The organism is Photorhabdus akhurstii (genome assembly GCF_018448925.1).
In the GTDB taxonomy this organism is placed as follows: Bacteria; Pseudomonadota; Gammaproteobacteria; order Enterobacterales; family Enterobacteriaceae; genus Photorhabdus; species Photorhabdus akhurstii.
Window position 1 is genome coordinate 89,628 of record NZ_RCWE01000010.1, and the last position, 13,538, is coordinate 103,165.

Sequence of the window (13,538 nt, forward strand, 5' to 3'; positions counted from 1 at the left end):
GGTACTTATCCCCTGATATTGCGCAAACGTATTACTGACTGATATTGGTAGTTTATCGATGGATGTTTAAACCAATGTGCAATAAACGTTAATTTGATAAAAACTAAGCCATCTTTTGCCGGTAATTTTTCAGCTTTAAAGGAATCTACCACTATTTCATTTGGATCAAACAGCCTTTCCCAGCCATTTTCCTGGCAGTTACCCGCCCCTCTTTTCCACTCTACTGACTTATTGCTAAGGCGATAGCCAAAGAATTCCGATTCACTGTGTTCTGGCGGTTCCCATTGGTTATTTGTGTTAAGATCATATGCAATAATCAGGCATGAATCCTCACTCTCATCACTTTTATTACTGATTACTATCGGCTTACCGTCACAATAATGCTGACAATATCCAGAACGGCGAATATCTTTCTCTATAATATGTAGTGTTTGTTTAACAAAATAGCCTAAACGATATCTTTGATATAACTCCATTATTTGTTTGGTTAAAATAGGATAACTCTTAGCAATTGCTAGTAAGATAATACTACCAATAGCCATTGCTACAATAACTTCTAATAATGTCATTCCAGATTGGTTTTTATTTTTCATTATTCCAATAAAGCATCTCCTATTTTAATGAAAAAAGCATATACCCGTCATCTTTCAAGTTGCCTCTTTGTTGGCTGCGCTCACTCACCCCGGTCACATAGTTATCTATGCTCCCGGGGATTCGCTCCCTTGCCGTCGCGATCCATCTTGAAATCCATAGGGTATAATTAATCACAAGCTGGAATTTGATTAAACTTATTATTACTACATGATCTCATCCTGCCTCGAGAAGAAAAAATAATAGATATTTCACCTGCGGAATTCGCTAAAGTAAAACTCGCGGGTATCATCGTATTTCTTATTCCATGAAACTCTATCTGATCCTTCGTTGCCGAACTGATAATAACATCTTGATGTGGGGAACTTATTCCCTCAACATTTTCCAAATCACAATCAGACAACACCGAATTAGAGAGCGCTATGCACCAGCCTTTTCCCGTTTTCAACCACAGCATTACCCTTTTATTCAGATAATTTGCCAAAGATTGTTGCCTGGCTATAAATGTCAATATCTTCTGTGCTGATTCCTGTAATCTAGCTCTTTCCTGGTGATATCCCCATTCCTGTACTCCCCATAAAGAGAATATTGAAACCAAAACAATAACGACCATCAATTCCAATAAAGAAAAACCTAATTGATTATCAATATTATAATGGCTAATTATATTAATATTATTTCCCATTGATAATTCCTTATATCCTTTCGTAAAACATTTTATTCATTTTAAAAACAGAATAAATACATAATTAAATTTTATGCGAGAGCGCATCAATAAAAAAATAATAGCCTATTATTGTTACATTTAAATTGCGTAGAGCTTCGCAAAAATCAACGAGAATAGTTATTTTTGTTTCTTATTATTGTCATACATTGTAAGATTATATGGCTATGAGGAAGAAGCTTCATGAACATAATAAAGAAAATATTGAGTGATTTACATGAGGTTGTTATTACTATTAATTTATTCTATAAAGATAATTAATAGCAGACTAGAAAGTAATTAATTGAGAAAATTATTTTAAATATAGCGTTCAATGTTTAAAGTATAACGAGCAATAGCGGTGTATCGATATTGGTGGTAATAATTTTCGGTTACTGGCCTTTATCGAGTTTTCAATGGAGCACTGTTACATTAAACACATCGTATCCCATGCAGAATACGACAAGCTAACCAATTACTACCGGAGAAACAGAGAATGATCAATTTTGCAGTCGTTCAGGAACGGGCTAGCGCTCTGTTTTCAGAGATCCCTTGGCTGACCTACATCGATACCTCAGAACAGTACAAAGAAGCGCTGGATTTGATTGATGAGCTTTTCAAAGACTATGACAATAACAAAGGGTTAATTGAGATTCTAACTACAACAATTGAACGCTATGAAGATACCGCCCCTGAATTTGCAGAATTTAACCGGGCTATTGAAAATATCCCTACGGGGGTTGCAGCCCTACGAGTTCTGATGGATCAATACGGTCTTACGCCAGCCGACCTTAAAAACGAAATCGGAGAAGCTTCTCTGGTATCACAAATTCTGAGTGGAACAAAGTCACTGACAGTAACCCATATAAAAGCCCTGAGTAAACGTTTTAAGGTTTCTAGTGCAGTTTTTATCGATTAGCTTTATCTATTTCCACAACTGATTGAGTAACAAAAAGATTTTTTAAGATCTTTCATAATTGCTGTCTTAGGTCGGGTTTAATGCCGATCCTAACCTGACTCTAAGACTAATACACCATAAAGTGTTTTTACTATCAGTGTACGATCAGTAGTTGGTACAAGAGGGTAATTAAATCTTGGTTTGTGCTTGCGTATGCTAATATTTGAATTTCACCCCCGACTACATCATAAATGGCACGGAATTGCCGATCTTTGGAAAACCACTGGTGAAATTGTATTCCTTTATCCAGTAACATTGAGGAATAGCCGTATGCTAACGGGTTTTCCCCAATCAATCTCGATGATTCAATCAATAAATCATCTACCAAATTTTGAGCCGCTTCCAACCCTATTGTGTAAGCCTTGTAGTCTTCAATAATAGAAAGTGTCTGGTAGGCTGTTTCAGCAACTTGAACTTTATATATCACGTCCGACATTCCCTGCGTCTACGAAGTGCTTCTTCAGGAGTCATTTTTCTACCATCCATGATATCTTTCTTAGACAGCATAGCGATTTTAAGCAACGCCATCGCCTGTCTTTCTGCGTTTCTATCGGCTTGCTCCCTCTCACGTTCTGCTATCGGTTGAATAAACAATTCAGATACCCCATTTTTGGTAATAAACACGCCGCCCTCGAAATTCTCTGGGTTACTGAGTAGATCCCTAGCTTTTTTTTGAGAAAAGGTATTCATGGTCTTTTTCCTCCTACTTCTATGTATCTGTATACTATACCACCAAAATGAAAAGGGGAACAATTTATAATAAATTGTTCCCCCAGAATGTTGACAAACATAGAAGAGCTATTTTAACCACAACCGTTAAATAGCAACCGGTGCTTTTATTCCTGGATGCGGGTCATAATCAACTATTTCAAAGTCATCAAATTTATAATCAAAAAGTGATTCCGGTTTACGCTTTATCACCAGTTTTGGCAGTGAACGCGGTTCACGACTGAGCTGTAAATTTGCCTGCTCCATATGGTTGCTATAAAGATGGGTGTCGCCACCGGTCCAGACAAAATCGCCCACTTCCAGATCACACTGTTGCGCCATCATATGCACCAGCAATGCATAGCTGGCAATATTGAACGGTAAGCCAAGGAATACGTCACAAGAGCGCTGGTAAAGCTGACAGGAAAGTTTGCCATCCGCGACATAAAACTGGAAGAAAGCGTGGCATGGCGCTAATGCCATGTTATCCAATTCACCAACGTTCCAAGCCGAAACAATGATCCTACGTGAATCTGGATCGCTTTTAAGCTGTTCCAGTACGGTTTTCAATTGGTCAATCTGACGGCCATCTGCGGTACCCCATGCACGCCATTGCTTACCATACACAGGCCCCAAGTCACCATTTTCATCCGACCATTCATCCCAAATAGTCACCCCATTTTCATGCAGATATTTAATATTGGTATCACCATTCAGAAACCAAAGAAGTTCATGAATAATTGAACGAATATGGCAGCGTTTAGTTGTAACTAGCGGAAAACCCTCCTGCAAATTGAAACGCATCTGATGCCCGAAAATGGAGAGAGTCCCCGTCCCGGTACGGTCTGCCTTCGGAGTGCCCTTTGCAAGCACTCTTGTCATTAAATCCAGATACTGTTTCATTTTACCTTTTGTACCTTATTACCTTGGTGTTTGTATGCCCATATCATCATTAAAATTCCCGCAAGAATCATTGGGATAGAAAGAATTTGTCCCATGCTGATCCCGTCGAATAAACCCAATTGTGCATCCGGCTGGCGGAAAAATTCGACTATCACTCGGAAAATACCGTAACCAATTAAGAATAAACCAGAAACACTGCCCATCGGCCGAGGTTTACGGATGTATAAATTCAAGATAATGAACAGAACGATCCCTTCCAACGCCATTTCATAAAGTTGTGAAGGGTGACGTGGCAGAACACCATATTGTTCCAGTACTGATAGCAATGAAGGCTCCGTTGCAGCCAGGGCAATATCTTCACTACGGGAGCTTGGGAACAGCATTGCCCACGGCGTATCCAAGGTGACGCGTCCCCACAACTCGCCGTTAATAAAATTACCGATTCTCCCCATGCCTAAGCCAAAAGGGACTAACGGTGCAATGAAGTCGGCAACTTGTAAGAAATGGCGTTTCGTTCTGCGGCCAAACCACCACATTGCGCAGATAACCCCCATCAAACCACCGTGGAAAGACATGCCACCGTCCCAAACTTTAAACAAATAAAGCGGGTTGTCGAGAAAGGCAGGGAAATTATAAAACAGGACGTAGCCCAAACGGCCGCCAACAAATACGCCAGCAAAACCTGCATAAAGTAAGTTCTCTACTTCGTTTTTCGTCCAACCACTATTGGGTTTCGCTGCTCTGCGTGTCGCTAGCCACATGGCGAATACAAACCCAACCAAGTACATGAAACCATACCAATGGAGGGCTATTGGACCTATTGAAAAAATAACCGGGTCAATATTAGGAAATGCCAGGTAGCTGTTACTCATCTTTCCCCACTTAATATTTAGCGTTAATGCCCTAAGGCAAGTGATTGAGAATCATAGCACAGGCGGTTAAACGGATTAAATGCTACCTCTGACCAAACCGCCAACCCCATGCTGCTCCATAAATGTTGCTGATAGCTCCTTTACTCTTAGGCTGGTTTCAGCTTGTAATATTTCGGCCATTAATTTTTCAACCTGAGCCATCTCCAGATGACGCAATAAATACTTAATTCTTGGCACACTACAACCACTCATACTCAGGCTACGATAGCCAAGACCAATCAATAATAACGCACCCATCGGGGTTCCTGCCATTTCACCACAAATACTGATCGTAAGACCTACTCGTTGGCTATTTTCAAATACCAGTTTTAATGCCCGAATCACCGCCGGATGCAAACAATCATAAAGAGAGGCGACGTGGGTGTTATTCCGATCCACCGCCAATAGATACTGCGTTAGGTCATTGGTGCCAATAGACACAAAATCAACTCTGTTTTTGAGTTGTGGCAACAGAAAAATCATCGAAGGAACCTCAATCATTACACCAAGTTGAGGCATAGGTATTTGACACGCCAGAATTTGCTCGACTTCCTCTTTCGCCCTGTCTACTAATCGCTTAGCTTCATCAATTTCTTCTACATTCGTCACCATTGGCAACAGGATTTTCAGATTGCCCGTGTCAGCATTAGCTCTGAGCATTGCCCTAAGCTGAATAAGAAAAATCTCCGGTTGATCCAACGTCACCCGTATACCACGCCATCCCAAACAAGGGTTATCTTCGCTAATCGGCATATAAGGCAGTTGTTTATCCGCACCGATATCAAGTGTACGTAATACCACCGGTTTATCGGGAAATAATTGCAACATTTCCTGATAACGCGCTTTTTGTTCATCTTCTGACGGGAAACCACTGTGCAACATAAAGGGGATTTCGGTGCGATAGAGTCCAACACCATCAATACTGCTACTGATTTGTAACTCATATTTCAGGCTTAAACCTGCATTAAGCTGAACCAGAATGCGTTCACCACTTTTGAGCCGCGCTTCCTGATCAACATCCCCCTCAGCCAGTTTGCTCAGTGCTTTTTCTTCCTCAATAATCTGTTTATATTCCTGCGAAATCAGTGGTTCAGGTTCAATAAAAACTTCTCCACGGAAACCATCAAGAATCAGCATACGATTGTGCAGGAGTTCCGGCTGGATATCTGCCCCCATAATGGCCGGGATACCCATTGCACGTACCAATATGGCAGAGTGTGAATGGGTAGCGCCATCACGAACAATAACTCCTGCTAATCTTTCTTGCGGCACTTCTGCCAATAGGTTGGCACTCAGTTCATCTGCAACCAGAATAAACCATTCAGGCCATTGATGGCTGGCAGTCAGTGAATCATCAAGATGAAATAGTAATCGCTGCCCAAGCGCCCGTAGATCTGATGCCCTTTCCCGCATATAAGCATCCTGCAAGCTGGCAAATTGTTCTGCGTATTTCTCAATAACTTGTTTAACCGCCCATTGCGCAACAGATCCCTGTTCAACACAGGAGAACAGATCTTGTTTCAACTGAGGGTCATTCAAAAGGTAGGAATAAAGATTAAAAATTGCAGCACTCTCTTTTTGAGAACCCGCGGTAAAACGTTTACTGAGCCGACGACATTCTGCTGTTGCATCTTCAAGTGCCTGAATCAAACGAGAACGTTCTGCTGCATGATCAAGGGTTGAAGCTTCAAAAATTTGGTCAAGTGAGGGTTGGGAACAATCTTGCCATCCCTGAGCCATCACGATGCCATTGGAAATTGCCAGCGCTTTAATTCTGGTTTGCCGATACTGACCAAACAATCCCTTAGTCTGAGCTTGAACAAGGATCACCGCCAGTTGTGTCGCAAGAGTCACCATAAAGGACTCTTCGGTTTCATTAAACAGGCGTTGTTCCTGCTGCTGAACGACTAAAACACCTTGCAACTGGCGGCGATAGACCACCGGAACGCCCAAAAACGCGCGGAAGCTATCCTCTTTCACTTGAGGCAAATATTTGAAACTTGGATGGCTGCGAATATCAGCCAGATTAATCAGTTCAGACAATTGACCAACTTGTCCGACGACTCCCTCACCAAAAGCCAAACTGACAGCCCTTCCCCGGGGTTTCCTCAACCCTCGGGTTGCCATCAGGTAATAACACCGCCGTTGATGATCAGCAAGATAGATAGAACAGACATCCGTGTTCATCGCCAGACAGGTCTCGTTCACCAATAGCTCAAGCGCTTCGGCCAGATTGGTTGCCATAGCAACTTTTTCAACAATTTCCCGTAAGCGCATGAGCATAGAACTCACCTAACTTCTTTTGCGACGATAAGAATACGAAGAACGTGGCAGAGATGAGCTTTCCTGCATTGGCATGACAACCGAAGAAAACTCTTTCATCACGCGCCGATAAACATCACGCTTAAAAGAGACAACCTGCCGGACAGGATACCAATAGCTGACCCAACGCCAACCATCGAACTCCGGGGTATTACTGTGTTGCACATTAATATCTTCTTCATTACAGAGCAGTTGTAATAAAAACCACCGCTGTTTTTGACCGATACAGACAGGTCGAGTATCCCAACGCACCAAACGCTTGGGTAATTTGTAACGCAACCAATTACGAGTAGAAGCCAGAACGCGTACATCTTTCCGACCTAAACCCACTTCTTCATACAGTTCCCGGTACATAGCCTGTTCTGGTGATTCCCCCGGATTAATGCCCCCTTGAGGAAATTGCCAGGAATGCTGCCCATAACGCCGCGCCCACAAAACCTGGCCTTGCCGATTACAAATTACAATTCCTACATTCGGGCGGTAGCCATCATCATCGATCACCAGACTACCTCGATAAACTAAATTTGAAAGATGACTAATTGTTTCACACTACCCTCAAGTGGTAAACCTCTATCATTGGACTTTGCAGTCGCTAGCTAAATCTCTACAATAGCGCCATCTCAACGGGGTGCTGGCTGTTTAAAACAGCCTTGCTGAGAGTAAACCCGCCGAACCTGATCCGGCTAATACCGGCGTAGGGATTTGAGCTGCTAACTATTTCACAGACATTATCTTGCCGTTTAGCGCTTCCTCAAATCCTTTGCCAATCCTCTTAATGTAAGGAGAGCAAAGTGTTTAAGACGTTATTTTCCAAATTAATCGTACTGACGGTCCTATCAGCCCCTATGTTGCTATTGAGTCAGGTTGTACAGGCTAAACCGGTATTAACGGTCTATACCTATGATTCTTTTGCCGCAGAATGGGGTCCCGGACCCGCAATTAAAAAAGCGTTTGAAGCTGAATGTGACTGTGAACTGAAACTGATTGCTCTGGAAGATGGTGTTTCCTTGCTCAATCGCCTAAGAATGGAAGGAAAGCGTACTGCCGCCGATATTATTCTTGGGTTGGATAACAACTTGATTCAAGCAGCTCAACAAACGGGGCTGTTCACTGAAAGTCAAGTGGATATCAGCAAGCTGGCACTGCCGGTGTCATGGCATAACCAGATATTTATTCCTTATGACTATGGCTATTTTGCCTTCATTTACAACAAAAAGAGTTTGCCAAACCCACCCAAAAGCATGGATGAGCTAATTAATAGCCCCAATAACTGGAAAGTGATCTATCAAGATCCTCGCACCAGCACACCGGGGCAAGGTTTGCTGCTATGGATGCAGAAAATTTATGGTGATGATGCCCCACAAGCCTGGAAAAAACTGGCAAAGAAAACACTAACTGTTACCAAAGGCTGGAGTGAAGCTTACGGTCTGTTCCTGAAAGGAGAAGGCGATCTGGTACTAAGCTATACCTCTTCACCGGGCTACCACCTCTTATCTGAGAAGACAGACGATTATGCTGCCGCTACCTTTAATGAAGGTCATTACCTGCAAATCGAAGTGGCCGCACAACTGGCCTCCAGTAAGCAACCAGAGCTTGCCCAGAAATTTATGCAGTTTATGCTGACCCCAGCTTTCCAACAGGAAATTCCAACCACTAACTGGATGTATCCGGTCATTGATATCCCACTTCCAGAAGTGTATTCACAGCTTTCAATACCTGAAAAATCGCTGCAATATCCCGCAGAAGAAGTCGCAAAATACCGTAACCAATGGATTCGTACATGGCAAAGCGCTGTCAGCCGATGATTGCTCGATGTCTGTTACCGGGGGCCATTGCCTCCGGTCTTTTACTATTGGTCGCCTTACTAGCGTTCGGTGCACTTTGGTTTAATGCACCTGAACGTAATTGGTCTTTACTGGCGGAAGATAGCTATCTGTGGCATGTGGTGCGTTTTACATTCTGGCAGGCTTTTTTATCGGCGCTGTTTTCTGTTATCCCGGCTATTTTTCTTTCCAGAGCCCTCTATCGCCGTCATTTTCCAGGCCGAAATCTATTTCTCCGCCTATGTGCTATGACGCTGGTTTTGCCTGTATTGGTCGCTCTATTCGGCATTCTGACGGTCTATGGCAGAGCCGGCTGGCTGGCTCAGTTCTGTGAATGGATCAGCATCGATTACCATTTCACCCCTTATGGTCTACCAGGAATTTTGCTGGCACATATCTTCTTTAATATGCCACTAGCGACACGGCTTTTACTGCAATCACTGGAAAACATCGCGGTGGAACAACGGCAATTAGCGGCTCAGCTAGGTATGAATGAATGGCAACATTTCCGTTTTGTTGAATGGCCTTATCTACGCCGCCAAATCCTGCCCACTGGCGCACTGATTTTTATGCTCTGTTTCGCCAGTTTTGCTACCGTGCTGGCGTTAGGTGGCGGACCTGCTGCAACAACTGTCGAACTGGCAATCTATCAGGCGTTAAGCTATGACTACGATCTCAACCGCGCCGCATTACTGGCGTTGATTCAGATCACCTGCTGCCTTGGCCTTGTGCTCCTCAGCCAGAAGCTTAACAGTGCTCTATCTGTCGGCTACAGCAACCAACAGCAATGGCGTAATCCACAGGACACTTTGTTGAGAAAAATCTGCGACAGCCTGTTAATTATCGCAGCATTATTACTGCTCGTGCCGCCATTATTGGCGGTTATCTTGGATGGCCTGAACAGCGGGTTGCTTAACGTATTGCGCCAGCCTGCATTGTGGCAGGCATTTATCACCTCAGTGGTGATTGCTTTAGGCGCGGGGTTATTATGTGTTTTATTCACTATGATGCTGCTGTGGAGCAGCCGTGAGTTGTACCTGCGTCATTCCCCCCATTGGGGACAAGCAATGGAAATGAGTGGTTTGTTGATCCTTTCTATGCCGGGTATTGTATTGGCAACAGGATTCTTTCTGTTGCTCAACGATACCGTCGGCCTGCCCCGTTCACCCTATGGTCTGGTAATTTTAACCAACGCACTGATGGCAATTCCCTATGCGCTGAAAGTTCTGGATAATCCAATGAAAGATCTGGCGGCCCACTATAATCCACTGTGTCGCTCCCTGAATATTCAAGGTATTAACCGACTACGCTGGATTGAACTAAAAGCACTGAAAGTTCCTCTGGCACAAGCGCTGGCCTTTGCTTGCGTCCTTTCCATTGGAGATTTTGGCGTTGTAGCTCTGTTTGGTAATGAAGATTTCCGTACACTGCCCTTCTATCTCTACCAGCAAATCGGGGCTTACCGGAGCCAGGATGGCGCAATCACTGCTTTATTGCTGTTATTGTTATGTTTTATGCTGTTTAGTTTACTTGAACGCTTACCGAGACTACGTAATGCTCAAACTTGAAAATCTGACTTACCGCTATGAACATCTGGTGATGCGCTTTGACTTGCAAATTAAGGCCGGAGAACGTATCGCAATCCTAGGCCCCAGTGGGGCAGGTAAAAGTACACTGCTAAACCTGATCGCCGGTTTTCAAACAGCAGAAAAAGGCTCCCTATGGCTGAACGAGAAAAATCATACCAGTACGTCACCAGCTCAACGCCCGGTTTCCATGTTGTTTCAGGAAAATAATCTCTTCTCTCATTTGACAATTGAGCAGAATATTGGGCTAGGTTTACATCCCGGATTACGCCTTAATAGCACGCAGAAACAGACATTACAGCAAATAGTCTCTCAAGTTTCGTTGGAAGATTGTCTTACTCGTTTGCCCGCTCAACTTTCTGGTGGACAACGGCAGCGGGCAGCATTAGCTCGTTGCCTGGTACGCCAGCAACCAATTTTATTACTTGACGAGCCTTTTTCAGCCTTAGATCCGGCACTACGTAATGAAATGCTGGTATTACTGGAACAAGTTTGCCATGAACGCCAGCTTACATTACTGATGGTTTCCCACAATCTGGATGATGCCGTTCGTATAGCGAATCGCGCTTTATTAATTGTTGATGGCAATATTCATTATGACGGATCAACAAATGCACTGGCTGCCGGTACTGTTCCTGAATCAGCTATTTTGGGGAGGAAGGTCGCTTCTATTTAGTACTTCGATTATTTCCTTCTGTGACCAAAGTCTATATTTTAAAAATAAAACTGGGTAATATAAATCTTTCTTGTTATAAGTGTTTTTTATGTGTTAATTTTTCATAAAGGATTTAATAATGTCTAATTTGATTTATGCGACCATAAAAGGAAAGAACCAAGGGTTAATTTCAGCTGGCTGTTCTACTTTTGATTCTATTGGTAATAAATATCAAGAGAACCACCGGGATCAAATACTAGTTTACTCCGCTACACATTCTTTAACTCGAGTACAACATGTAAGCCATCATCCTTTTAATATCATAAAACCCATCGATAAATCCTCTCCTTTACTTGGACTAGCAATTTCAAACAACGAAGAACTTCATATCCTGTTAGATTTTTATAGAACTTCGTCAGAAGGCGCTCAAGAAAAGTTTTATTCAATAGAATTAACAAAAGCAAAAATAAATGCTTTTCATACTAATTACCCCCACTCTTTAACTCATGCAGAAAATCAGCCAGAAGAGAGTATCTCTGTCATTTATCAAAATATAACGTGGAGTCATCACATTGCTGGTACTTCTGCTTATAGCATCAGAGATGATGAGGTTTATTAAGAATGAATAAATTGCGGGACAGGGTATTAAGTAATAATTTTTGTACATATAACCCAAGTTCTAGGCCATCTTTTAGGCGATGGGATGAAATAGATGCTTCAATTTATCTTCTTAATCAATTTATTCCAGGCTCAGTAAATTATCTGGATGGTTATAAAGATGCATATGTGAAATATAACAGAAACCTAATTTTAAAATATGCCCATATAGAACAAATCCCACCAAATCTTTTGGCTGGTGTTGCCAGAATAGAAGCGGGCGGTAAACCAGATATGTGGAAGTTAAACACTATTACAATGAGGCAATGGCGTGAACAGGCTTTTAATCTTGATAAAACTCGCTCAAAAGGCTCAAATGAAACTTCTACGGGTATAGTTGCAATACAGATAAGACATGTAGCAGATATGATGGGTTTCGACTCAAATACATTAACAACAACAGACCAGTTAGAAATTGCAACTTGCCTTCAAATTGATGAATTTAATATTAAAATGGTTGCTCGTCATTTAAGAGATTTAATTCTCTATGATTATCCTAGTGCAGATACCAAGAACTTAACAAAAGAACAATATATCATGGCTGGTTCTAGATATAACCGTGGCATAACAAGAAAAAAGGGAGATTTCATAAGAATAATGAATACTCCGCCTGAATTAAGCACTACTGATGAAAAAAAATGGATTTCTTACGGAGTAAGTATATATAAGCGGCTGGATTATTTAGATAATTTACTTAAAGGATAAAAAATGAAAATATCAGATATATTTACATTTTTTATGTTAAGTTTTTTATCCTTTGGATTAATTAACTCATTCGCTTTTCCTAGGGTTACAGACTTTTTTGACTTCAACTCAATTGATTGTGATATATGGCAATATGAAGATGGAGGTATTGATATAATCACTTCCATATTTATATTAATCCCACTTAGTCCTTTTTATATAGCCTGTTTTTACAAGTCATATGCTTTATTTAAAAACAATAAAATTAGATCAATAAGCTATTTCATTTTTGCCTCCACTTTTATTCTTTATTGGTTCTATACTTACTACGCTAGATTTATGTTTTATTGCTAGATAAGATAAGAAAAATAGCTCTGGTTGAATTATGAAATATAAAAACCTATCTCAATAGTGATTATCCATCGTAGATTATCATCCATAACTCATCTCTGGCGAATTTTTGTAAAATGAAACATTTTATTCCTACCCATAAAGCCAGCCGCTCTCTCAAACGTTACCAGATGGGTTACTAGTCAGATAAAATCTAAATATTCTCAAACAATTTTTTCTACTAATAATAACCATATTTTAATAACCATGATTTTTAAAAATTTAAATAAATAGTTATTTAGAGTATTAAATATTTAGGTTCGTCAGACGTGCCTGCAAATATTTCTATTCTATATTCCGCCGTACCTTGTGCCGGAAATTATTATATATTAGCCAGATAAATGGGTGGTGATTATAAGGCAATGACACTTATTATCACATGGAATACGTTATTATCCATCATTACTGTAACTTTAATTATTGGTAGTGTTTAATTATATAAATACACTTAAGAATAAAGCTATATAATATTAAAATCGTATTGAAAATAACGAATGAAATACATTTAATACTACTATACTCTTATAGACATATTCAATAATACCTGTCTACTTCATTAGAGCTATTTATTTTCCATTCTTTGCAATTAATTCGGCAATGTTTCAATTATCATTTATGCACCACATCACAATATAGTGAGATTAGGC

Annotated in this window: 15 protein-coding genes and 1 riboswitch; of the genes, 7 read left to right on the forward strand and 8 right to left on the reverse strand. The window is 41.1% G+C overall.

The window, feature by feature from the left end; translation table 11 throughout:
- Positions 1 to 5: 5 nt before the first annotated feature.
- Both EAE93_RS13020 and EAE93_RS13025 read right to left on the reverse strand, forming a co-directional pair.
- Positions 6 to 593, reverse strand: a complete 588-nt coding sequence (locus EAE93_RS13020; RefSeq protein ID WP_214039833.1) for a prepilin peptidase-dependent protein — start codon at positions 591 to 593, stop codon at positions 6 to 8.
- Between the two features lie 167 nt (positions 594 to 760).
- Positions 761 to 1,276, reverse strand: a complete 516-nt coding sequence (locus tag EAE93_RS13025) for a prepilin peptidase-dependent protein (RefSeq protein ID WP_082300976.1) — start codon at positions 1,274 to 1,276, stop codon at positions 761 to 763.
- Between the two features lie 389 nt (positions 1,277 to 1,665).
- Here EAE93_RS13025 and EAE93_RS13030 point away from each other — a divergent pair, with 389 nt between their 5' ends.
- Both EAE93_RS13030 and EAE93_RS13035 read left to right on the forward strand, forming a co-directional pair.
- A complete protein-coding gene (locus tag EAE93_RS13030) occupies positions 1,666 to 1,794 on the forward strand; it encodes a type II toxin-antitoxin system HigB family toxin (protein WP_258165361.1) in 129 nt (42 codons plus the stop codon).
- Positions 1,791 to 2,213 (forward strand): helix-turn-helix domain-containing protein, encoded by a 423-nt coding sequence (locus tag EAE93_RS13035; RefSeq protein WP_110085945.1) that lies wholly within the window; start codon positions 1,791 to 1,793, stop codon positions 2,211 to 2,213. Before EAE93_RS13030 ends, EAE93_RS13035 begins: the two co-directional genes overlap by 4 nt.
- Positions 2,214 to 2,346: 133 nt before the next feature.
- On the opposite strand, the gene EAE93_RS13040 is transcribed toward EAE93_RS13035, so the two are convergent.
- The 6 genes from EAE93_RS13040 to rppH all read right to left on the reverse strand — a co-directional run bounded on the left by EAE93_RS13040 (position 2,347) and on the right by rppH (position 7,597).
- Positions 2,347 to 2,679: a hypothetical protein gene (locus EAE93_RS13040; RefSeq protein WP_052739388.1), complete on the reverse strand. Its 333-nt coding sequence runs from the start codon at positions 2,677 to 2,679 to the stop codon at positions 2,347 to 2,349.
- Positions 2,676 to 2,942, reverse strand: coding sequence for a hypothetical protein (locus tag EAE93_RS13045; RefSeq protein ID WP_110085946.1), 267 nt, complete (start codon positions 2,940 to 2,942; stop codon positions 2,676 to 2,678). The genes EAE93_RS13040 and EAE93_RS13045 overlap by 4 nt, the downstream gene beginning before the upstream one ends.
- A 126-nt stretch (positions 2,943 to 3,068) precedes the next feature.
- On the reverse strand, positions 3,069 to 3,863 hold the full coding sequence (gene thyA, locus EAE93_RS13050) for a thymidylate synthase (RefSeq protein ID WP_214039834.1): 795 nt from the start codon (positions 3,861 to 3,863) through the stop codon (positions 3,069 to 3,071).
- Positions 3,860 to 4,735, reverse strand: a complete 876-nt coding sequence (lgt, locus tag EAE93_RS13055; protein ID WP_036812191.1) for a prolipoprotein diacylglyceryl transferase — start codon at positions 4,733 to 4,735, stop codon at positions 3,860 to 3,862. Before lgt ends, thyA begins: the two co-directional genes overlap by 4 nt.
- A gap of 75 nt (positions 4,736 to 4,810) precedes the next feature.
- On the reverse strand, positions 4,811 to 7,057 hold the full coding sequence (ptsP, locus tag EAE93_RS13060; RefSeq protein WP_036812194.1) for a phosphoenolpyruvate--protein phosphotransferase: 2,247 nt from the start codon (positions 7,055 to 7,057) through the stop codon (positions 4,811 to 4,813).
- Between the two features lie 9 nt (positions 7,058 to 7,066).
- Positions 7,067 to 7,597: an RNA pyrophosphohydrolase gene (rppH, locus tag EAE93_RS13065; protein ID WP_036812197.1), complete on the reverse strand. Its 531-nt coding sequence runs from the start codon at positions 7,595 to 7,597 to the stop codon at positions 7,067 to 7,069.
- 113 nt (positions 7,598 to 7,710) lie between these two features.
- Positions 7,711 to 7,815: riboswitch (TPP riboswitch) on the forward strand.
- Positions 7,816 to 7,887: 72 nt separating this feature from the next.
- On the opposite strand from rppH, the gene thiB reads away from it, so the two are divergent.
- From thiB to EAE93_RS13090, 5 genes are all read left to right on the forward strand, one after another.
- A complete protein-coding gene (gene thiB, locus EAE93_RS13070) occupies positions 7,888 to 8,901 on the forward strand; it encodes a thiamine ABC transporter substrate binding subunit (protein WP_214039835.1) in 1,014 nt (337 codons plus the stop codon).
- Entirely contained in the window at positions 8,877 to 10,487 is a 1,611-nt protein-coding gene (gene thiP / locus EAE93_RS13075; RefSeq protein ID WP_110085950.1) for a thiamine/thiamine pyrophosphate ABC transporter permease ThiP, read from the forward strand. The genes thiB and thiP overlap by 25 nt, the downstream gene beginning before the upstream one ends.
- Entirely contained in the window at positions 10,474 to 11,181 is a 708-nt protein-coding gene (gene thiQ, locus EAE93_RS13080) for a thiamine ABC transporter ATP-binding protein ThiQ (protein ID WP_214039836.1), read from the forward strand. Before thiP ends, thiQ begins: the two co-directional genes overlap by 14 nt.
- A 118-nt stretch (positions 11,182 to 11,299) precedes the next feature.
- On the forward strand, positions 11,300 to 11,779 hold the full coding sequence (locus EAE93_RS13085; protein WP_110085952.1) for an Hcp family type VI secretion system effector: 480 nt from the start codon (positions 11,300 to 11,302) through the stop codon (positions 11,777 to 11,779).
- Positions 11,780 to 11,781: 2 nt separating this feature from the next.
- On the forward strand, positions 11,782 to 12,522 hold the full coding sequence (locus EAE93_RS13090) for a hypothetical protein (RefSeq protein WP_214039837.1): 741 nt from the start codon (positions 11,782 to 11,784) through the stop codon (positions 12,520 to 12,522).
- Positions 12,523 to 13,538: the final 1,016 nt, after the last annotated feature.